This is a genomic window from Pseudomonas sp. S1_E05, assembly GCF_056337105.1.
Map to the genome: position 1 here is coordinate 1,066,205 of NZ_JBFRHM010000001.1, position 21,216 is coordinate 1,087,420.

Consider the following 21,216-nt stretch of genomic DNA (forward strand, 5'->3'; position numbering starts at 1 on the left):
GATGCAGGTCGAGCCGAAGCGTTTTTTGTTGTTGTGTTGTCGTGCAAAAAAATCAGCGCAGCACCATGGCCTGTTCCGTCGGCATGGCCAGGGCCAGGCTTTCGCCGGGTTGCGGGGCCGCGCGACCGAGACCGGCCGGGTTGCAGGTCATCGACAGCTGCGCACCCCCGGCCATGCGCAGACGCAAGCGGCTGTGGGCACCGTGGAAAATGCTGTCGATCACCTGCACGCTGAGCGCCGGTTCACCGGGTGCGGCCAGGCGCAGGTTCTCCGGACGAATCGCCAGTGCCGCGCGATCGCCGGGGACGAGACTGGCATCGGCGCAGCACGCCTCATGCACGCTGCCATCTTCTTCCAGGCGCACCTTGGCGTGGCTGGCCGTGCGGGCGATCACCGTGCCTTCGAGCAGGTTGGTCTCGCCCAGGAAATTGGCCACGAAGCGAGTCGAAGGCTGTGTGTAGAGCAAGTGCGGCGCGTCGATCTGGGCGATCTTGCCTTCGTTGAACACCGCCACCCGGTCGGACAGGGTCATGGCTTCGTCCTGGTCATGGGTGACGTAGACGAAGGTGATGCCCAGTTGTTTGTGGATGGCCTTGAGTTCCAGCTGCATGTGTTCGCGCAGCGCCTTGTCGAGTGCGCCGAGCGGTTCGTCCATCAGCAGGATGCGCGGGCGATAGACCAACGCCCGGGCCAGCGCGACCCGTTGCTGCTGCCCGCCCGACAACTGCCCTGGGCGCCGGTCCTCGAAACCTTCCAGGCGCGCCAGGGCCAGCGCTTCGCTGACCCGCGCGCGAGCCTCGGCGGCCGGCACCTTGCGCAGGTTCAAAGGGAACGCCACGTTCTGCGCCACGCTCATGTGCGGGAACAGCGCGTAGCTCTGGAACACCACGCCCATGTCGCGCTTGTAGGCGGGCAGGGCGCTGATGTCCTGGCCATCCATGAGGATGCGCCCGCGGTCCGGGGCGTCGAAGCCGGCGAGCATCATCAGCGTGGTGGTCTTGCCCGAACCGCTGGGTCCGAGCAGCGACAGGAACTCGCCCTGGCGAATGTCCAGGTCAAGGTTGTCGACCACCCAGCTGCGCTCGTCGTAGGTTTTGTACACCCCGTCGAAACGCACCACGGTGGCGGCGCTGGCCGGAGCGGCGGCAGGGTCCTGCGATAGCGGCATGACGACCTCGGGCTGTGGGCGCAAGGACTGGGCGATCATGGCCGCACACCTGCAAGGACTTCATCCAATGCCTGGGCCACTGCCTTGAGAATAGTCTGAATCTGGTCGGCATTGACGATCAGCGGCGGCGCCATCACCAGGGTGTCGCCCAGGGCGCGCAGTAGGATGCCGTTGCGTTGCAGCACGTTGCTGACCTGTTGGGCGATCTTCAGCTCGGCCGCGAAGGGTTCCCGACTGTGCTTGTCGGCGACGAATTCCATGGCGGCCATCAGGCCGATGCCGCGCACTTCACCCACCAATGGATGATTGACCAGTGCACGCAGGCCAGCCTGGAACGCCGGGGCCACTTCGCGTACATGGGCGACGATGTCCAGCTCGTCGTACAGGCGCAGGGTTTCCAGCGCCACGGCCGCTGCCACCGGATGGCCGCCGTAGGTGTAGCCATGGCCGAGGCCGCCGAGAGCCTGGCTCTGGTCGGCGATGACCTGGTAGATCCGGTCGCTGACCAGCAAAGCGGAGATCGGCTGGAACGCTGCCGACAGGCCTTTGGCGCAGGTCAGCATGTCGGGCTCGATGCCCATCGCGTCACATCCCCAGTAATGACCGGTTCGGCCAAAACCGCAGATGACTTCGTCGGCGATCATCAGGATGTCGTACTTGCGCAGCACCGCCTGGACCTTGGCGAAATACCCGGCCGGCGGCACGATCACGCCGCCCGTGCCCATGATCGGTTCGGCGAAGAACGCGCCGATGGTCTCAGGGCCCGCTTGCAGGATGGTTTGCTCAAGCTCCTCGGCCAGGCGAGTGGCGAACGCTTCTTCGGTCTCACCGGGCAAACCTTGGCGGTAGAGATGCGGGCAGCGCACGTGGATCACATCGGCCAGCGGTTCGCCCCAGCCTTTGTGCATGTTCGGCAAACCGGTGAGGCTGGCGGCGGCGAGGGTGGTGCCGTGGTAGCTGCGCTGGCGCGCGATCAGCCGATGTTTGCCCGGCTTGCCGATGGCGGTGTGGTAGTAGCGCACGAACTTGATCGCGGTATCGACCGCCTCGGAGCCGGAGCTCTGGAACACCACCTTGTTCAGTCCTTTGGGAGCATGGGCGACCAGCTCGGCGGCGAGGTTGGCGGCCGGGCCATGGCTGCGGTGGGCGAAGGTCTGCTGATAGGGCAACTTGAGCATCTGCGCGTGGGCGGCATCGGCGAGGCGCGGTTGGCTGAAGCCCAAAGTGGCGCACCAGAGTCCGGACATGCCCTCGATGTAACGCTGGCCGTTTTCGTCGAACACGTAGATGCCTTCGCCACGTTCGATCACCAATGGGCCAACCTGCTCGTGCAGGCGCAGGTTGGTCTGGGGGTGAAGGTGGTAAGCGATATCACGCTGGGCCAGAGCCGAGCCTTGGGCATTCATGGGCGTAGTTCCTCTTGTTAAATTCGTAAGCGTATGCGGGACGTGGTTTCATTTTTACGATCTAACTGGATGTCCGTCAAATGTTTTCTGTTTCGCTGATAGAAAAACTGTTTCGCAGAAAAGACCGTCATGAGGGGTGATTTTCCTGTCTTCGCCTTTTTCCTTTTTGAATCAATAGGTTCGGTATTAAAGGCTTGGTCGGGTGTGTGCTCGGTTGGATGACTGCCGCTTGTCAGCGACACCAGCCTGAGCGATATTCACGGAATTGCGTTGTTTCGCCTATGCGAACGGTGAGCACGAAAAGGAGACAACAACAATGAGTGAAGAAACCGGGAAGGGGGGTGTCAGGTCGGTGCAACTGGCGTTCGATGTGCTCGAACGCGTGGCCGGGGCCGACGGCGAGATGGGCGTCAGCGAACTGGCGAGCCAGTTGAACACCACCAAGGGATCGGTGTTCCGCCACCTCAAAACCCTGGTCGAGCGGGGCTACCTGACGCAGAACCCGCAGACCTCGCGTTATCGCCTGGGCATCCAGGCGTTTGTGCTGGGGCGCATCGCGGCCAACGGCATCGATTTGCTAAGCGCGTCCACCGACGCCATTCGTGACCTGCGTGAAGAATTGGGCCTGACGGTGGTGCTGTCGGCGCTGCAAGGGCGCCGACTGGTGGTGGTCGATACACAACTGGGCAAGTCATCGCTGGAGATCGGCGTGCGGACCGGCACCGAATTGCAGCTGCATTGCAACGCCCAGGGCAAGGTCGCGCTGGCGTTCTCAAGGCAGTTGAATATCGAACAGGCCATGGCGGCGGGCCTGGCGGCCATCACGTCGTACACCGTCACCGATCCCAAGGTGTTGCAGCGCCAGATCAGTGAGACGCGCAGCCAGGGCTGGGCATCCGCGATAGAGGAGGAGACGCTGGGTGTCTCTGCCTTGGCAGCGCCGGTTTTGGGCATCGACGGCGAACTGCTCGGCACCCTCGCGCTGGTGGCGACGGTGCAGCATATCGGTCGGGAGATTGACCCCGGCCAGGTGCGCGCGTTGAAAATGGCGGCGTTGCGGGCTTCATGGAATTTGGGGTTCAAGGGGGAGTTCTTGACCGATTGAGATTTCGCCCAAGCCACCCCGGCGGCAGGTCAACCGTATGGGCTGGGCTGGCCGGTGCCTGTATGAGGGGGCACTACATGCCCGTTTTTGAAACCCGGTCCAGATCAGCGGGGCCAGGTTCTGCAAGGTTGTGCTCAGACGCTATCTGTCGCCAGACGGCGTGGTCGTTGGCCATCTGTGTTTCAAGGGGTGAGTCGATGGCAGGGAAGGGCGCGGCAGCCAGGCCAAAATAATCGGCAATCTTGCTCCACTTCCAGCGGAACACATCGCCATCGGTGACGTTAAACCCCTGGTTGGCCGCGCTGGGCGTCGTTGCGGCCCATAGCTGCTGTTTGGCCAGTTGCCCCGCGTCGGTCATGTCGGTCAGGCTGTCCCATTGCACCCTGGAATCGGGGAACACGAACGGGCGACCGGTGTGTTTGCAAATCTTTTCCGAGTTCATTGCGCGAAATGTCAGCGTCGTCTCATGCTGTGTTCACGCGTTCCACGTTGATCTTGCGCCATGCGCCCTCGGCGAAGCTGTAGACCGAAAAGGCGATCAGCCCGACGGCCATCAACAGCAGCACCCACTCACCAGCCGGTAGATTCTGCAACGCATTGAGTGCTTCCTTCATGCCCGGCGGGTCGACTGCCTTGTAATTGGAGCCACTCAACGCCAGCAACAGGGCAATCTCGATAAAGACGACGCCACGGGCGATAAGACCGATTCGTGACACAGGCCGCACGTACTGCATAACCTCTTCGTCTGCCTCGAAATATTTCTCGAAAGACGCTTTCCAGCCTTTGATGATGTGGGCGATGCCTACGCCCAGAGGGACGAGCGCGATGAGGTAGATCAGCAGGTTTGAATGGTCCCAGGACAATGCATGTGCCAGCAGGTCCTTGGTCTGGCCACCTCCCGAATCCCCCGAGCGCTTGATCCCGCTGACGAGCAGGCCCAAGGCAAAACAAGCCAACGCTCCGTTGACCAGGCCACCGGCCAAGAGGCCGGAGCGGATAACCCATCCCTTCATTTGGGTGCCGTGGCCATCCACGTCGCGAACCGCTTGTATGAATCGCCATAAGGCAAAGGCAAACAAACCTGCCACCACCAGCCCAACCAAAACATAGCCAAAGGGTTGGCTTAACAACGCTTCGAGGCTCTTCTTGCTGTCTTTTGGTCGGGTGGCATCGAGCGCGGCGAGCAGTGCGAATACTCCAATGATGAGGTAAAGAGCGCCCCGAGCCGCGTATCCGACTCGTGCAAGCATGACGAGGCTTTTTTGTGTGGACATGAAGTCAGCTTTCCAATGGTTGATACAGCAGAAGACCCGCTTGGCTGGAAGGGGTTCTATTGGATCATTCGTTGGATCACGCCATGGGCGAGCAGGCGCGGGCAGCCGGCTTTTTGGCCAAGGACCACAAACCGGCAGTTGTCGGAGAGAGCCAGGGCGTGGAGCCCTGGCAAACAGCAGAGGTCATTTTTTCTTTTTTGCCGGCTTGTCGGACTTGTCTGATTTCTTCGCCTTGTCAGGCTTGCTGTCAGCTTTTTTTGCAGTTTTTTTGGGTTCGGCGTCTTTTTTCTTATCCTTCTTGTCGGAGGATTTTGAAAGCGCTGAGGCTGCCGCTGATTTCTTCGCCGGCGATGCTTTCTTGTCCTTCAAATCCTTGCTGGCTTTCGAAGCTTTACCTTCGCTTTTCTTCTCGTCTTTAGCCACGTTGACCACCTCTCGGAGTGTGCCGGTATTGGCGCAATGCCTGTGGAATTTTCCAGAGGCTGATCGTTAGGCGAGCGCCTTCCGGCGCGGTTCAAACTATTTATGCGCCCGCGCGGCCTCAATACCCGTGATCACGCTGAATCAGTCCTTGCATGGGCTCGCCCCTTTGCTGGCGACGGATATTGGCCAGCAACCCCTCGAATGCACTATGCGGCGCAGTCATCGCGCCGACGTGGGGGGTCAGCCAAATCTGCGGGTGTCGCCAGAAGGGGTGATCGGGTGATGGCGGTTCGGCATCAAGCACGTCGAGTAGGGCGTGGCTCACCTGGCCGCTATCCAGTGCCACGAGCAAATCATCTTCGATCAGGTGACCGCCCCGACCGAGGTTGATCAGGCTGGCGCCGCTTGGCAGGGCGGCCAACGTCGTTGCGTTGAGGATCCCCCGGGTGTCGTCGGTCAGTGGCAACAGGCAGATCAAGATGTCGCACTGGCCGAGAAATTGGGTGAGATGGTCGTTGCCCGCATGGCAGTGCACGCCATCGAGGTTTTTTTGCGAGCGCGCCCAGCCATGCAGTTCGAAGCCGAACGGCCGCAGGCTGTCCAGCACGGCAATACCGAGGTTGCCCAGGCCCATGACGCCGACGCGCCGCTGCGCAGCTGGGGTCAGCAGGTGGTCCTGCCACTGCTTGGCCCGCTGTTGTTGCAGGTACAAGGGGATCTGCCTGTGCAGGCTCAACACGGCGAAGCAGGCGTACTCGACGATACCTTGTGCGATGCCGGGGTCGAGCATGCGCACCACCTTGATAGGCCCTGGCAGTTCGCCGAGTTCGAACTGATCGACGCCTGCGGAAGTGGCGAAAATCACTTCGAGGTTGGGAAAGCGCTCATGCAGTTTCTGTGGCGGTTGCCAGGCGGCGAAATAGCGTACTTGTGAGGGGTCGCCAATGTCCGGCCACAGGCGTACCTCGATGTCGGGCGCGTGGTCTGCGAACAAGGATTTCCAGGCCGCGCCACGGTCATCGTCAACTTTGAAGAGCAGGGCCATGGTGTGTCTCGCAATGCGCTGGGTAGGTGTTCTCACGGTGCCAAAATTCCACGCAACAATCTTCCGAATCACGGGCCGTGAACGGAAGATTGCACGTTATTTGGCGGGTCAGACCGCAGCCGCGATGGCCTTGCCCAGTGACTCGGTGTTGCCGGTGCCGCCAATGTCGGCCGTCAGCGGTGCATCCTGCGGGCCCATCGCCAGGACTGTCTCGATGGCGGTCAGTACGGCAGCGCCCGCCTCCGGGTGGCCGAGGTGTTCGAGCATCATCGCGCCGCACCAGATCTGCCCGATCGGGTTGGCGATGCCTTTGCCGGCGATGTCCGGCGCCGAACCGTGCACCGGTTCGAACAGGCTGGGGAAGTTGCGCTCCGGGTTGATGTTGGCGGACGGCGCGATACCGATGGTGCCCGTGCAGGCGGGGCCCAAGTCGGAGAGGATGTCGCCGAACAGGTTGCTCGCCACCACCACGTCGAACCAGTCCGGGTGCAGGACGAAGTTCGCGGTGAGGATGTCGATGTGGTACTTGTCGACTTTCACCTCGGGGTACTTGTTGCCCATGTCGGCGACGCGCTCGTCCCAGTACGGCATGGTGATCGCGATGCCGTTGGATTTGGTGGCCGAGGTGAGGTGCTTTTTCGGACGGCTCTGGGCCAGGTCGTAGGCGAACTTGAGGATGCGGTCGACGCCGACGCGGGTCATCACGGTTTCCTGCAGGACGATCTCGCGCTCGGTGCCGGGGAACATCTTGCCGCCGACGCTGGAGTATTCGCCTTCGGTGTTTTCCCGCACGACCCAGAAGTCGATATCACCGGGCATGCGATTGGCCAGTGGCGCCTTGACGCCGGGCATCAGGCGGCAAGGGCGCAGGTTGACGTATTGGTCGAACTCGCGGCGAAACTGCAACAGTGAGTCCCACAGGGAAATGTGGTCGGGCACTACGTCCGGCCAGCCCACGGCGCCGAAGTAGATCGCGTCATAGCCCTTGAGAATGTCGAACCAGTCGTCGGGCATCATCTTGCCGTGGGCGAGGTAGTAATCGGCGCTGGCGAAATCGAACCAATCCCATTGCAGCGCCAGGTTGTGTTTGGCGGCGACGGCGTCGAGCACGCGCACGCCTTCGGGCATGACTTCCTTGCCGATACCGTCGCCGGGGATCACTGCAATCTTGTACTGGGCTTTGCTCATGGCTTCGACTCCTGGGAATGAGGGGGGATCGGTTGCCAGTCTATGCAGTCTGCCTGTATTAATAATTAGCCTTGCGCGAAAGCCATTATTAGCTTTTAGGAAAGAAACGGTGACGATGATCGATGACTTGAGTTTCTTCCAACAGGTGGCCACACGCGGCAGCCTCACTGAAGTGGCGCGGCACCTGGGCCTGTCATTGCCGGCGGTGAGCAAGCGCCTGAGCCAGCTTGAGGCGCGGCTGGGCGTGCAGTTGCTGGCGCGCACCACGCGCCGGTTGTCGCTGACGCCGGAAGGTACGTTGTACCTGGAAGGAGGGCGACCGATCCTGCGGCAGCTGGAAGAACTGGAAAGTGCGCTCGACAGCCGGCAGCCGACGTTGCAGGGGCTGCTGCGAATCAACGGCACCCTGGGTTTCGGTCGCCAACACCTGGCGCCGTTGGTGTCCAGCTTCGCCCGCCTGCACCCGCAACTGGAACTTTCCCTGGAACTGTCCAGCCAGCCGTCGAGCCTGCTCGATGATCAATTCGACATCAGCGTCTGCATGGGCGAACCACCTGATTCGCGTCTGATCGCGGTACGCCTGCTGGAGAATCCGCGCATCCTCTGTGCCTCACCTCAATACCTTGAGGCTATGCCTGAACTGACTTCGGTGGCCGACCTGGAACAGCATAACTGCATCGTGCTACGCCAGTTCGGCAGTGACTACGCCATCTGGCGGTTCCGCAAGGATGGCCGGGATTACGCCCACAAGGTCAGCGGCACCCTGTCGAGCAACGATGGCGAGGTGGCTTTGCGTCTGGCCCTCGACGGGCATGGATTGATCCTGCGTTCACGCTGGAACGTTGAGGAACACTTGCAAAGCGGGCGCCTCAAGGCCGTGCTGGAGGATTATCAGGCGCCCAGGGCGGATGTCTATGCTGTGTATCAGCATCGCCGGCACATTCCACAACGAATCTCGGTATTCGCCCGGTATCTGGCGCAGGAGCTGGCCCGGCGCTTGCCGTTTGCGGCGCCCAAGTGAACGTACAGTGGCTGGATGACCTACCATGATCTGAAGTTATGCAGGTCCTGACTATTCGTGCATTGCCGGGGGGTGTCATGCTCTTGTAACGTGAAATTGTCCCGCTCGGTCGAACAATAAAATCAAACCTGAGCAAAGCACCTGAGGTGCAGGGTGTTCAGTCGAGGTTTTTAGCGCTGCCGAATTAATCTACGTCCAGGATGATTTGCCATGAAAACCTTGTCTGTTGCTCAAGCGTTCGGTTCCGTCATTTCCCTGTTGAGCCTTTCGGTGGCGTGCGCCATGCCGGCCATGGCCGACCAGATCACCTTCGTCTCCCAGGGCGGCACGTACCAGGAGGCGCAAACCAAAGCCATCCTCGACCCGGCCGCCAAAATACTCAACATGACCATCAAGCAGGACAGTGCGCCCGACGCCTGGCCCATGGTCAAGGCCCAAGGTGAAGCGAAAAAACCGGTGTGGGACGTGATCGACACGCCGCCCTCCAACTGCGTGCGTGGCGGTAACGAGGGGCTGATCGAACCCCTGGACCTGAGCAAGATGCCCAACGTGCAAAAAATGCCGGACGCTTATCGCACCCCGTACTCGGTGGCCTACGAGTTCTATTCGTCGGTCATTGGCTACAACAAAAAGAATCTGAAAAAAGTGCCGCAGACCTGGGCCGAGTTCTGGGACGTGAAGAACTTCCCGGGTGTGCGTGCCCTGCGTAACGATCCGATGAGCACCCTGGAGGCGGCGTTGCTCTCCGACGGCGTGCCGCGCGACAAACTCTACCCGCTGGATGTCGATCGCGCGTACAAGCGTCTTGAACAGATCAAGCCCAATATTGCCGTGTGGTGGACTTCCGGTGGCCAGTCGGCGCAATTGCTCGCCGACGGCGAGGTCGACATGCTGATGATCTGGAACGGTCGCGCCAGCGCCGTGCAAAAAAGCAACCCGGACGTGGCGTTCACCTACAACGACGGCCTGCTGCAAAACACCCAGTTGTGCATCCTGAAAAACGCGCCCAATTACGCAGCGGCCGTCAAGTTCGTCAACGAAGCTTTATCGCCAGACCTGCAAGCCAACCTGCCGCTTTACATCGACTACGGCCCGGGTAACCCGGCGGCGTTCGACACCGGAAAAATCACCGCCGAGCGCGCCAAGGAGCTGCCAAGTGCTCCGGACAACGCAGCGAAGCAGGCGCTGATGTCGGAAGAGTGGTGGGCATCGGCTGCGGGTATTGCCGCCAAGGATCGCTGGCTCAAATTCGTTCAGTGAGGTCCGGATGATCGATTACCTGATCCTGGGTGGCGGCTCGGCGGGCTGTGTGCTCGCCGCCCGGCTCTCGGAAGATCCAGACAAACAGGTGTGCCTGATCGAGGCCGGACGTGATATCTCGGGGCAGAGCATGCCGCCCGAGATTCGTGCCCGCTACCCGGGGCGCGCCTATCTGGATGTAAGCAATATCTGGCAGCGCTTGACGGCGCTGATGGGCAACCGGGCCAATGCCACACGGCGTTACGAGCAGGCACGTATCCTGGGTGGGGGCTCGGCGATCAATGCGCTGATGACCAACCGTGGTGCACCTGCCGACTATGACGAATGGCAGGCGCTCGGCGCGCAGGGTTGGAGCTGGGAAACGTGCCTACCGTATTTTCGCAAGCTGGAAAACGATACCGATTTTGCTGCGCCGCAAGACAGGGCGCTGCATGGCAGCGACGGTCCCCTGAGGATTCGGCGCACGCCGGCCGAGCGCCTTTCGCCCTTCGTCAAAGGCGTGATGCAGGTGCTGGGCGGGCGTGGCCTTGAGCACAAGGCCGACCAGAACGGCGCGTGGGAGGAGGGCGTGTTCGTCGGCGCCATAGGTGTCAGCGAACAAGGTGAGCGTATCCCCACGTCGGTCTGTTACCTGACCGACGAGGTGCGCCAGCGCAAGAACCTCACCATCCGCACCCAATGCGTAGTCGATCGGGTGCTGATCAAGGCGGGACGAGCGACGGGGGCACGGATTATCGGTGGCGACGCAGTGGCTGAGTCGTTGCAGGCCCTCGAGGTCATTGTCTGCGCGGGGGCCATTCATAGCCCGGCGGTGTTGTTGCGCAGTGGCATTGGTCCGGCGTATGACCTGGTGACGCAGGGCATTACGCTGGTGGCGGACCGTCCAGGCGTGGGGGGCAACCTCATGGAGCACCCGTCGATTGCGGTGTCGGCGCTGCTCAATCGCGAAGGGCGCACGGCGTTTCCCGAAGAACACCATGAACAAGCCATTGTGCGGTTTTCTTCAGGGCTGGCGGACACGGTGCCGTGCGACATGCACGGCGCAATCCTGTCGCGATCAGGCTGGCATTCGATTGGCTACCGTTTGGGCACGATGTTTTTCTGGGTCAACAAATCGTATTCCAGGGGGCGTTTGCGCCTGGCCTCCAGTGACCCCCACGAAGAACCCCAGGTGCGTTTCGACATGCTCAATGACGCGCGTGATCTGGAGCGTCTGAAGCAGGCGCTTCGCTTTGGCGCCCAGACGCTGTCGGCACAGGACCTGCAACGTGAATGCAGCGTGGTGTTCCCTTCCAGCTACTCGCCGCGCGTGGCCAAGGTGGCGATGCCCGGCATGTTCAATGCCTTGCAACGGGGCGCATTGAGCCTGTTGCTGGACATCGCCGGGCCGCTGCGGGGCTTGCTGATTCATGGCCTGGTGACGCAGGGCATTACCTTGAAGAAACTGCTGGCTGATGACCAGGCGCTGACCGATTTTGTGCAGCGCAATGTCGGTGGCACCTGGCACCCTTCCGGCACCTGCCGCATGGGGCGCGCCGACGACCCGCAAGCCGTGACGACCGGTGACGCCAGGGTGATCGGCGTCCAGGGGCTGCGGGTGTGTGACGCCTCCCTGATGCCGTCGATTCCCTGTGCGAACACTAACGTGCCGACCCTTATGATCGCCGAACGGGTGGCCGACCTGATCAAGGCCGAGGCGAAGATGTCCAGCGCCAAGACACACACGCTGGAACACCTGTAGGAACGGGGGCTATGCCCCCCAACCAACGATCCCCTTGACCTCCAGAAACGCCTCGAGCCCCCATTCGGCGTACTCGCGACCATTGCCCGACTGCTTGTAGCCGCCGAACGGTGCGCCACTGTCCCAGTTCGGATAGTTGATGTAGACGCTGCCGGCACGCATTTGCAAGGCAACGTCCCGTGCGCGTGTGCGGTCGGCTGATTGCACGTAGGCGGCCAGGCCAAACACGCTGTCGTTGGCCATGCTCACGGCTTGCGCCTCATTTTCATACGCCTGGATGACCAGCACCGGGCCGAAGATTTCCTCGCGGGCGATGGTCATGTCCTGGGTGACGTTGGCGAAGATCGTGGGCTGCACGTAATAACCCTGGGCCAGATGCTCGGGGCGACCCAGGCCGCCGCACACCAGTTGTGCGCCTTCCTCGATGCCAATGCCGATCAGGCGCTGGATGCTGTCGTACTGGCGTTCACTGATCACCGGCCCCAGGGTTGTGGCCGCCGCGTCCGGGGCGCCGACAACGTGGGCTTGCGCGGCGCGCCGCGCGATGTCCACGGCCTCATCGTGGAAGCGGGCGGGCACCAGCATGCGGGTCGGCGCATTACAGGACTGGCCGCTGTTGCCAAAACAGCTGTTCACGCCGTTGGTCACCGCGGCTTGCAGATCGACGTCGTCGAGCAGAATGTTGGCCGATTTTCCGCCCAGCTCCTGATGCACCCGCTTGACCGTCGGTGCGGCCAGGCGCGCGATTTCGATACCGGCGCGGGTCGAACCGGTGAACGACACCATGTCCACTTGCGGGTGTGCCGACAGGGCGGCACCCACGGTCGGGCCGTCGCCGTTGATCAGGTTGAAGACACCGGGCGGCACGCCAGCCTCGTGCATGACGTCGGCAAACAGCAGGGCGTTGATCGGTGCGATTTCACTCGGCTTGAGCACCATGGTGCAGCCCGCCGCCAAGGCCGGGGCAACCTTGCAGACGACCTGGTTGATCGGCCAGTTCCACGGCGTGATCAGCGCGACCACGCCGACCGGCTCGTGGGTGATCAGCGTGGTGCCACGGTTTTTTTCGAACTCGAAGGTGTCCAGCGTGCGCAGCAGTTGTTCGAGGTGGCGTTTGCCGATCCCGGCTTGCCAGTCATGGGACAAGGCCCTGGGGGCGCCCACTTCCTGGACGATGGCGTCGGCGATCTCGTCGTAGCGTGCCATGAAGGCGTCGAGCACCCGTTGCAGCAGTTGTTTGCGCTGTGCGGGCGAGGTCTGCGCGAAGCCCGCAAACGCGCGTCGGGCCGCCATGACGGCGGAATCGACATCGGTCAGGTCGCCCATGGCGATTTCGCCGAAAGGCTGTTCGGTCGCCGGGTTGATCACCGGCAGGCGTTCGCTGCCGTGGGGCTCCACCCAGCGGCCGTCGATGTAAAACTTCAGGGCGTTTTTCATACAGGGGAAGGTCTCGTGCGGGGAGGATGGATGGCGCCGCAGGCAGACGGATGGCCCGCGCAGCCCCCGCCAGAATAGTCGGGGGATTTTGCCGGGGACAATTTACTAATAGTTGGGCCAGGCATAAACTCAAGTCATGTCTAACCTACGTCGAAAAGTCCCCAGCTCCAGTTCCTTGTTCGTCTTCGAAGCGGCAGCCCGTTGTGGCAGCTTCACCCGGGCGGCGGATGAACTGTGTGTCAGTCAACCGGCCGTGAGTCGCATGCTCTCGCGTCTGGAAGAACACCTCGGCGTGCAGCTTTTCGAGCGGGTACGGGGCGGGGCGCGGCTGACTGAAAGCGGCAGTATTTTGTACCGTCGTGTTCAGGAAGGCTTCAGCACCATCGAGTCGGCGATCAGTGAAATCGAAGCCAGGGCGACGGGGATCGAGACCGTGACCCTGTCGGTTTCCACCGCGTTCACCACCCATTGGCTGATGCCGCGCATGAGTCGTTTCAGTCAGCGCTTTCCCACCGTCGACATGCGTTATCAACTGATGTCCGGCAGGATCGGCGGCCCGCTGGTCGACGTTGACCTGGGCATGCGCTATCTGGATGCGGGTAGCCTGAAAGCCACGGATACACTGGTCATTCCTGAAATTACCCTGCCAGTCTGCAGCGCCCAATACCTGGCGGATGTGGTTCAGGCCAAGGGCCGCAAACAGCTGCCGACGCTCATCAGCATGGACAATCAGGATCGTGATTGGGCGGCGGCTTTCGGGACGCCGGGGCGTGCCGACAATGCGCTGGTGTTCTCCGATTATGCGGTGGTGGTGCAGGCCGCATTGCTCGGTCAGGGCATGGCGTTGGGATGGCTGAATGTGGTGTCCAACTCGCTGTGCAAGGGTGAACTGGTGCCTGCGGCCGACGCCTTTCGGGTGCTCTCCCGGCGCTGCTGCCTGGTCGTCCCGGCCAATCGTCCGGTGCGTCCGATCGTCGAAAACGTGCGTGACTGGATCATCGAGGAAATGCGCGAGGACATGCTGAAAATCGATGCGCTTTACCCTCATCTGGGGTTGGCGCAGACCCTGCAATCGACCCATTGAGCATAGGTGCGGCACGCCCGGTAAAAAAACAGTAGGTTATGCCTCTGGGACAGGGCAAAACAGAATATTGCGCGAGAGGGCGGGCAGATAATGGGCCTGTCCAGTCAGTTTCACTCACACGACTTTTCTTGCGGAGCGCCCTATGTCTTTCAAGCAGTTCAAAGCCCTGACGTTTGACGTTGTCGGTACCCTGATCGATTTCGAAGCCGGTATTCTCGCCCACGTCCGTGAAGTCGCGGGTGAAGCAGGCAAGGCCTGCAGCGACGACGACATTCTCAAGGCCTATCGCGAGGCGCGCGCCTCTACGGATTCGGGCTGGTGGCCGGATGACCTGGAGCGTTGCTATCACGTGATCGCCTCCAAGCTGGGCCTGCCGGACAATGACGACTACGCCAAGGGCCTGGCGCAATCGGTGAAAAACTTCCCGGCGTTCCCTGATTCGGTCGAAGCCCTCAAGCGCCTGCGCAAGCACTTCAAGCTGGTGGCCACCACCAACTCGCAGATCTGGGCCCTGAACTACATGGCCGAAACCCTCGATCAGCCGTTCGACGTGCGGGTCACCGTCGACGACGTGCGTTTCGAAAAACCCGATCCGCAGTTCTTTGCCTACACCCGGGGTGTACTCGCGACCCAGGGCATCCTGTTCGAAAACATCCTGCACGTTGCCCAGAGCCAATACCACGACATTGGCGTGGCCATGCGCCTGGGTTACCAGACTTGCTGGATCGAGCGTCGATTTGCCCAGAAAGGCACAGGCGGCACCCTCGAATCCGAGCGCACCGAGCCGCATTATCACTTCACTTCGCTGGCACAGCTGGCGGACGCGGTCGAGAAAGAACTGGGTTGACCCTCTGGGCGCGCGGGCTCGGAGCCTGGGTGCCCGTCCTTTTTGAGTCGAGAGGCCGGCATGACTGTTCAGAGCTTATGGGCGGCCACCGCCCAACCCGCCCCCGCACTGCAATCGCTGGAAGGCGAGCGGCAATGCGACGTGGTGATCATCGGCGCGGGTTACACCGGCCTCTCGGCCGCGCATCACATCGCCCGCAGTGGCCGCGAGCCGCTCGTTGTCGAGGCCAACACCCTGGCCTGGGGCGCCAGCGGGCGCAATGGCGGCGTGGTGTCACCCAAGTTTCGCGTCGGCTTTCCGACGCTGATGGCGCGCTTCGGCCGCGACACGGCCTTGCAGATGTATCGCACCGGTTACGCCGCCGTCGACAGCCTGGTGGAGATGGTTGACAGTCTGGGTCTGACCGGTGCGCAACTGCACATGGGCGGGCACATTGCGGCGGCGCACAATGTCCACGCGCTGGGAGGCCTTGAGTCCACTGCGAACTGGATCAAGCGTGAAACCGGCAGCACTTCATCGTTCATGATTTCAGCGGGTCAAGTGCGGGAGATGACCGGCTCGACGATTTTTGAAGGTGGCCTGCTGACCCCGAAAGCGGGCGGTATCCAGCCGCTGAATTACGCACGCGGCATGGCTCGAAGCCTGGTCGAGGGCGGCGTGAAAATCTTCATCAACAGCCCGGCCGAACAGGTCACCCGAGAGGGCGAGCGCGTCATCGTGCAAACACCGCAGGGGCGGGTCAGTGCCCGTCAGGTGATCTACGCCACCAATGGTTATTCGGACCAGACCCGCGCCACCGACACGCTGCATCGCCGGCTGATTCCCTTTCGCAGCGCGATCATCGCCACCGAGCCACTGCCGCCGAACCTGCTGGCGCAGATCATGCCGGGCGGGCAGGTGTGTGGGGACACCAAGCGCATGTTGCGCTGGTTCCGGATCATCGGTGATCGACTGATTTTCGGCGGACGCGGCGCGTTCGGCAAGGACGACTCACAAAGCGCGTTCGACGATTTGCAGCGCAGTATGGTCGATGTTTTCCCGATCCTGCGTGAACAGAAAATTGCCTATCGCTGGTCCGGTCTTGTCGCGATGACGCTGGACTACCTGCCGCACGCCGGGCAGCTCGATGATCGCAGTTTTTATGCCATCGGCTACAACGGCGGCGGAGTGGCGATGTCGACCTGGATGGGCAAGCAACTGGCCGCCATGACCGCCGGCGAAAAGGTCGAGCTGGGCTTGCTGGCCGGCGAGCATTTCAACCCTATTCCGCTGCATGCCTTCCGGGCGCCGGGCGTGCGCCTGGCGGCGGGCTGGCAGCAGTTCCTGGATGTCATCGGACGATGAGCGAGCATTAAGCGTATGCCACCGATTCTGCATTATTCCCACCCCCATTTCGACCGCCAGCTGCCCAGCGCCGCCTTTGCCTTGCAAGGCGATCCGCTGGCGGCCGGGCGCGTCATTCATTACCACGATCCCTTGCAGGGTTACGCCGCTGGCAGCAGCGTCAGCACCGGTGCGGACCTTGTCATCGAGTCCTTTCCCTGGGTGGAACTGGGTGTGATCGAGGCCGGGGAGTTACGTTTGCGCGGTGAGGGTTTCGACCTGCAACTGGCGCAGGGGGATTGCTTTGTGGTGCCTCGCGGCGTGCGTGTGCATTGGCAGCAACAGGGACAATTGCGCCGGGTGTTCATGGCATTCCCGGGGCTTTCAGCCTGTACGCAGACGCCCGCTGTCCCTCTCAGGATCGATCTGTCCCAGCCCTTGGCCCCAAGCAGTCCGCCCGCCGCCAGCGTGCTGATCACGGCCACGCCCAAGGCCTTCAGTGAAACGCTCTTCAGCGCCGGTAACTTGCGCATCGGGCTGTGGCAATGCGAGGCGTACGCGCGCCGGCAAGTGCAGCCCGCCTACAGTGAGTTGATGTACATCCTCGAAGGTTCTGTGACGCTGACAGCGCCGCAGGGCGACGGCCATCCTGTGAAGGCGGGGGAGACGGTGATCGTGCCCAAGGGCGCCACCAATGCGTGGGTCAGCGAAGAGACCGTGCGCAAGGTGTTCTGCATCCTGTCGTAACGCTGGATGAACACACAACCCCTGGCCGTCGGTGATGGCCAGGGGTTTTTTTCATACCGCCCGAACGAGGCTGCGCAGCGGCACAGTGCTTTTGACTACGGGCGACTTGATCACGATGTAGCTGAAGTATTTTTCGATGCCGATGTTCTTGTCCAGGATCGACTCCATCAGCTCCTGATAATGCTGGATGCTGCTGCACAGGAAACGCACCAGGTAGTCGTAGCCACCACTGATCAGGTGACACTCCAGTACTTCATCGATGTTGCGGATGCTCGATTCGAACTTCACGAAGTCGGCACGCTTGTGGTCCGACAGGGTCATTTCGGTGAACACGGTCACCGAGTTGGCGAATTTGGCCAGGTTGACATGGGCTTCGTAGCCGCTGATGTAGCCCGCGGCCTCCAGACGTTTGACGCGTTGCAGGCAGGGGCTGGGCGACAGCCCGACCGCTTCGGCGAGGCTGACGTTGGTCATGCGCCCGTCCTTCTGCAATTGGACCAGGATGTTGATGTCGATACGGTCGAGCTTGGTTGCAGCGTCCATTGATCAGTCCTCGCAATGTCAAATCAGGGCCGTCGTCCTCAGGCGTGCAAAGCCCGCTGGTGGGCATGGGCCAGGTCGGCGAGGCTGGCGTATTCACAGCGCTTGCCGTCCATTGCCTGAGGCGAATGGTTCCACGGCTGGTCATGGCCGCGACGGAGTGTGCAGACCGGAAAATCGACCCGCTCATTCCACGGGTCATCGCTTTCGGTACTGCGCACCGGTAACAGTTGCGAACGCTCCAGTCCCAGGCGATGCAACTCGCGCTCCAGGCTGTTGTGCCAGTCCTCATGGCTGGGTTCGACGATCGCATCGAACTCGACCGGCAAACGACGCGCCAGGGCCTGCACATCGATACCCTGGGGTGGGGCGATCAGTATCAAACGGTAAAACTTGCCCAGGTACTGGAGGGCTCCCGGAGCATCTTCATACAAGGGCCAAACGGATGAAGAGCTACTGAATGCCACACTCTCGTCCCAGCCAGCAATGGTTTGCAATTGTTGCGCCACTCGTTGGTAAAGCTGCCCGTGAAAGGCGGCCGCACTCATCTGCGCGGCACTGCCTGCAAGCTCCTGCGCCACCTGTCGATAAGTACTGAGCAATTGCGTGTCGCTGGCATTGGATTCACTTTGCACTGCCAGCGGTCGCAGGCCTTCGAGAATGCCCCGTTCGCGGTCAACCAATGTGCCGAAGGACAGGCCCAACGCCTGGTAATGGGTGACTCTCATGACGTGCTCCTGAGTAGGTCATGCCTCTTCCATCGTGTTTGCGCCCACAGGCCCGACACTGCCAGGCAGGTCGGGCCGGGTCGGGCGCTGAGGCCGTTCAGCAGGCGGCGGCCAGTGCCTTGTCGAGCATCTGCAAGGCTTCTGCCACCTGCTCGCGACGGGTCACCAGCGGGGCGAGGAAACGCACTACGTTGCGGTGCACGCCACACTTGATCACCAACAGGCCGGCGTTGCGGGCTTCGTCGATGACCTTCTGGGCCAGCGCGGCATCGGGGCTCTGTGCGGCATCGCCTGCGACCATTTCGATCGCCTGCATGAAGCCCAGGCCACGCACGTCACCGATGCGCGGGTAGCGTTTTTGCAGGGCCAGCAACCCTTCGTGCAGTTGCGCTGCCAGTGTCTCGCCTTGTGCCAGCAGATCCTGCTCTTCGAACAGGTCCAGGACCGCCAGTGCCGCCGCACACGCTACTGCGTTGCCGCCATAGGTGCCGCCCAGGCCGCCCGGGGTTGGCGCATCCATGATCTCGGCGCGACCGACCACGCCAGACAGCGGCATGCCGCCGGCCAGGCTCTTGGCGACGGTGACCAGGTCTGGCTGGATGTCGGCGTGCTGGAAGCCGAACATCGTGCCGGTGCGACCGAAACCGGCCTGGATTTCGTCGAGGATCAGCACAATGCCGTGCTCGGTGCAGCGCGCGCGCAGCGCTTGCAGGAATGCCTTGGGGGCGGCGAGGAAGCCGCCATCGCCCTGGACCGGCTCGATGATGATCGCGGCGACACGATCCGGCGCCACGTCGGTGGCGAACAGTTCATCGAGCTGCGCCAGCGCGTCGTCGCTGCTGACACCGCGATAGGCGTTAGGGTAGGTGGCGTGATAGATCTCGGCGGGGAAGGGGCCGAAGTTCTGTTTGTACGGCTGGCTCATGCCGGTCAGGGTGACGCCCAACAGCGTGCGGCCGTGGAAGCCGCCACGGAAGGAAATCACCGCCGTGCGGTCGGTGTAGCCACGGGCGATCTTCACCGCGTTTTCCACGGCTTCGGCGCCGGAGGTGAACAGCACGCTCTTGTAGTGCGCATCGCCCCCGACCAGTTTGTTCAGGCGTGCCGCCACTTGAATGTAGTTCTCGTACGCCACCACCTGGAAGCTGGCGTGGGAGATCTCGCCGACCTGACGACGGACGGCCTCGACCACCTTGGGATGGTTATGCCCAACGTTGAGCACGCCGATACCACCGACGAAGTCCAGGTAGCGCTTGCCATCGACGTCCCACAGCTCGGCGCCCTCGGCCCGTGCGGCGACAACCGGGTGGGCGGTGGCGATACCGCGCGGCACATGCTGTTCGCGCAAGGCCAGCAAACGTTGGTTTTCAGTCAGTGCAGAATTCATCTCGATCTCCGTGAACGCCGAAGGTGGCGGGTGATGTCATCAGCTTAAGGATTGCCCGGAGACACAATCGCTGAACTTGGGGCGCCGGGTGCTGTGATCGACTGTTTTGCGGCGGTGTTGCGAAATATTTCGCTGTGCCGGGTAAACGGTAAGCCGGTAGTGCAAATGACGGCGGCCTGCAGCAGTACGGTGTCGGCGCGATCTGAAATCGTTATTGCCAACAAGCCGTGCCGCTACAGGCCGAAGTGCTGTGAATCGGTTGAATCAAACCCCGGCGCGGGGCACCACGATGGTGTCTTCGGGGTGCAGGCGCATCAGCATGGGCGCGCCAATCGGTGGCAGGCTCAGGTTGCCTTCGTGATGGCTGGGTTGACGCAGGCTGACGGTCGGGCCGCCTTCGAGGTCGACGAAGACCTTGAGGCTTTCACCCTGGAAGACGATGTCGGAAACCCGACCGCGCAGACGGTTCCATTCCGGCCCCGAGTTGGCATTGTCCAGCAGCAGCTTTTCCGCTTGCAGGGCCAGGAACACGTCGCCTGTGGCCGGCACCGGGCGAGTGGTGCGCAGGGGCGTGGAGCCCAGGGTCAAGCCGTTGTCGGCGCCGCGTTGCAGGGGCACCAGGGTACTTTCACCGATGAAGCTGGCGACAAAATCATCGGCCGGGTGATCGTGCAGGCGGCGAGGCGTATCGACCTGGACCAGTTGGCCGCCGCGCATGATGGCAATACGGTCACTCATGGTCAGGGCTTCGCGCTGGTCGTGGGTCACGTAGATCATGGTGGCGCCCAGGCGTTTGTGCAGGGCGCGCAGTTCGATCTGCATGATTTCACGCAGTTGCTTGTCCAGCGCCGACAGCGGCTCATCCATCAGAATAAGCTTGGGTTCGAAGACGATGGCGCGGGCCAGGGCCACGCGCTGGCGCTGCCCACCAGACAAAGCGGCGATGTTGCGGTCTTCGTAACCGGACAGCTCGACGGTCGCCAGGGCACTCTTGACCCGGTCGCGGCTCTTGCTCGCGCTTTCGCCACGGGCACGCAACGGGAAGGCGACGTTTTCGCCGACGGTCATGTGCGGGAACAACGCGTAGTTCTGGAACACCACGCCGATTTCACGTTTGTGCGGTGGCATCAGGGTCACGTCGCGCTCGCCGAACAAAATGCTGCCGGAACTGACGCGAATAAAGCCGCCCAGGATGCTCAGCAAGGTGGTCTTGCCCGAGCCCGAGGGGCCGAGCAATGACATGAATTCCCCGGCTTCGACCTTGAGGTCCACGTTGTTCAATGCCTTGAGGCTGCCGTAGTGCTTGCACACCTTGTTAACGCTGACCGATTCAAAACCTTCAGTGAAATTCATGAAGTGTCGTCCTCTGTAGAACCAGGGATTGCCCGATAGATGTCTGCTGTTATCTGAACACAGGCGCAGACCCGGTTCGTGCCGTTTTGGGGCGCCGGACCAACAGGATCTGCTGTCCGGCGCGGGTGGAGGGCTACAG

Annotated in this window: 19 protein-coding genes and 1 pseudogene; 8 read left to right on the plus strand and 12 right to left on the minus strand. The window is 62.0% G+C overall.

Annotation, left to right across the window (positions count from 1 at the left end; all coding sequences use genetic code 11):
* Positions 1-52: 52 nt before the first annotated feature.
* Both AB4N33_RS04985 and AB4N33_RS04990 read right to left on the minus strand, forming a co-directional pair.
* Entirely contained in the window at positions 53-1,207 is a 1,155-nt protein-coding gene (locus AB4N33_RS04985; RefSeq protein ID WP_476456595.1) for an ABC transporter ATP-binding protein, read from the minus strand.
* Positions 1,204-2,574, minus strand: a complete 1,371-nt coding sequence (locus AB4N33_RS04990; protein ID WP_476456596.1) for an aminotransferase — start codon at positions 2,572-2,574, stop codon at positions 1,204-1,206. The genes AB4N33_RS04985 and AB4N33_RS04990 overlap by 4 nt, the downstream gene beginning before the upstream one ends.
* A gap of 316 nt (positions 2,575-2,890) precedes the next feature.
* Here AB4N33_RS04990 and AB4N33_RS04995 point away from each other — a divergent pair, with 316 nt between their 5' ends.
* A complete protein-coding gene (locus AB4N33_RS04995) occupies positions 2,891-3,679 on the plus strand; it encodes an IclR family transcriptional regulator (RefSeq protein ID WP_476456597.1) in 789 nt (262 codons plus the stop codon).
* Between the two features lie 91 nt (positions 3,680-3,770).
* On the opposite strand, the pseudogene AB4N33_RS05000 reads toward AB4N33_RS04995, so the two are convergent.
* The 5 genes and pseudogenes from AB4N33_RS05000 to AB4N33_RS05020 form a co-directional block, all read right to left on the minus strand.
* Positions 3,771-4,106, minus strand: a pseudogene (locus AB4N33_RS05000) (NAD-dependent dehydratase); the annotation flags it as partial.
* A 37-nt stretch (positions 4,107-4,143) separates the two neighbouring features.
* The gene (locus AB4N33_RS05005) at positions 4,144-4,953 is read right to left on the minus strand and encodes a DUF1206 domain-containing protein (protein WP_476456598.1); all 810 of its coding nucleotides are present in this window, start codon (positions 4,951-4,953) and stop codon (positions 4,144-4,146) included.
* A gap of 183 nt (positions 4,954-5,136) precedes the next feature.
* On the minus strand, positions 5,137-5,385 hold the full coding sequence (locus AB4N33_RS05010; protein ID WP_460123810.1) for a hypothetical protein: 249 nt from the start codon (positions 5,383-5,385) through the stop codon (positions 5,137-5,139).
* Between the two features lie 109 nt (positions 5,386-5,494).
* Positions 5,495-6,421, minus strand: coding sequence for a 2-hydroxyacid dehydrogenase (locus tag AB4N33_RS05015; RefSeq protein WP_476456599.1), 927 nt, complete (start codon positions 6,419-6,421; stop codon positions 5,495-5,497).
* 108 nt (positions 6,422-6,529) lie between these two features.
* Positions 6,530-7,609, minus strand: coding sequence for a tartrate dehydrogenase (locus tag AB4N33_RS05020; protein ID WP_476456600.1), 1,080 nt, complete (start codon positions 7,607-7,609; stop codon positions 6,530-6,532).
* A 109-nt stretch (positions 7,610-7,718) separates the two neighbouring features.
* Between AB4N33_RS05020 and AB4N33_RS05025 the strand changes: the two genes are divergently transcribed.
* From AB4N33_RS05025 to AB4N33_RS05035, 3 genes are all read left to right on the plus strand, one after another.
* Complete coding sequence (locus AB4N33_RS05025) at positions 7,719-8,630, plus strand: LysR substrate-binding domain-containing protein (RefSeq protein WP_460123819.1); 912 nt, start codon at positions 7,719-7,721, stop codon at positions 8,628-8,630.
* Positions 8,631-8,840: 210 nt separating this feature from the next.
* Entirely contained in the window at positions 8,841-9,890 is a 1,050-nt protein-coding gene (locus AB4N33_RS05030) for an ABC transporter substrate-binding protein (RefSeq protein WP_460123822.1), read from the plus strand.
* 7 nt (positions 9,891-9,897) lie between these two features.
* Positions 9,898-11,631, plus strand: a complete 1,734-nt coding sequence (locus tag AB4N33_RS05035) for a GMC family oxidoreductase (protein ID WP_476456601.1) — start codon at positions 9,898-9,900, stop codon at positions 11,629-11,631.
* Between the two features lie 9 nt (positions 11,632-11,640).
* On the opposite strand, the gene AB4N33_RS05040 is transcribed toward AB4N33_RS05035, so the two are convergent.
* Positions 11,641-13,068, minus strand: coding sequence for an aldehyde dehydrogenase family protein (locus AB4N33_RS05040; RefSeq protein WP_476456602.1), 1,428 nt, complete (start codon positions 13,066-13,068; stop codon positions 11,641-11,643).
* A gap of 136 nt (positions 13,069-13,204) precedes the next feature.
* Here AB4N33_RS05040 and AB4N33_RS05045 point away from each other — a divergent pair, with 136 nt between their 5' ends.
* From AB4N33_RS05045 to AB4N33_RS05060, 4 genes are all read left to right on the plus strand, one after another.
* A complete protein-coding gene (locus AB4N33_RS05045; RefSeq protein ID WP_476456603.1) occupies positions 13,205-14,152 on the plus strand; it encodes a LysR family transcriptional regulator in 948 nt (315 codons plus the stop codon).
* A 142-nt stretch (positions 14,153-14,294) separates the two neighbouring features.
* Positions 14,295-14,999 (plus strand): HAD-IA family hydrolase, encoded by a 705-nt coding sequence (locus AB4N33_RS05050; protein ID WP_476456604.1) that lies wholly within the window; start codon positions 14,295-14,297, stop codon positions 14,997-14,999.
* Positions 15,000-15,059: 60 nt separating this feature from the next.
* On the plus strand, positions 15,060-16,343 hold the full coding sequence (locus AB4N33_RS05055; RefSeq protein ID WP_476456605.1) for an NAD(P)/FAD-dependent oxidoreductase: 1,284 nt from the start codon (positions 15,060-15,062) through the stop codon (positions 16,341-16,343).
* A gap of 15 nt (positions 16,344-16,358) precedes the next feature.
* Positions 16,359-17,069 carry a cupin domain-containing protein gene (locus AB4N33_RS05060; protein WP_476456606.1) on the plus strand — a complete coding sequence of 237 codons (711 nt, stop codon included), beginning with the start codon at positions 16,359-16,361 and terminating at the stop codon, positions 17,067-17,069.
* Between the two features lie 51 nt (positions 17,070-17,120).
* Here the strand turns inward: AB4N33_RS05060 and AB4N33_RS05065 are convergent, their stop codons facing one another.
* From AB4N33_RS05065 to AB4N33_RS05080, 4 genes are all read right to left on the minus strand, one after another.
* Positions 17,121-17,612 (minus strand): Lrp/AsnC family transcriptional regulator, encoded by a 492-nt coding sequence (locus AB4N33_RS05065; protein WP_081567735.1) that lies wholly within the window; start codon positions 17,610-17,612, stop codon positions 17,121-17,123.
* A 38-nt stretch (positions 17,613-17,650) separates the two neighbouring features.
* Positions 17,651-18,337, minus strand: coding sequence for an HAD family hydrolase (locus AB4N33_RS05070; protein WP_460123844.1), 687 nt, complete (start codon positions 18,335-18,337; stop codon positions 17,651-17,653).
* A 97-nt stretch (positions 18,338-18,434) separates the two neighbouring features.
* A complete protein-coding gene (gene gabT, locus AB4N33_RS05075; protein WP_460123846.1) occupies positions 18,435-19,724 on the minus strand; it encodes a 4-aminobutyrate--2-oxoglutarate transaminase in 1,290 nt (429 codons plus the stop codon).
* 264 nt (positions 19,725-19,988) lie between these two features.
* Complete coding sequence (locus tag AB4N33_RS05080; RefSeq protein ID WP_460123849.1) at positions 19,989-21,077, minus strand: ABC transporter ATP-binding protein; 1,089 nt, start codon at positions 21,075-21,077, stop codon at positions 19,989-19,991.
* Between the last annotated feature and the right edge of the window lie 139 nt (positions 21,078-21,216).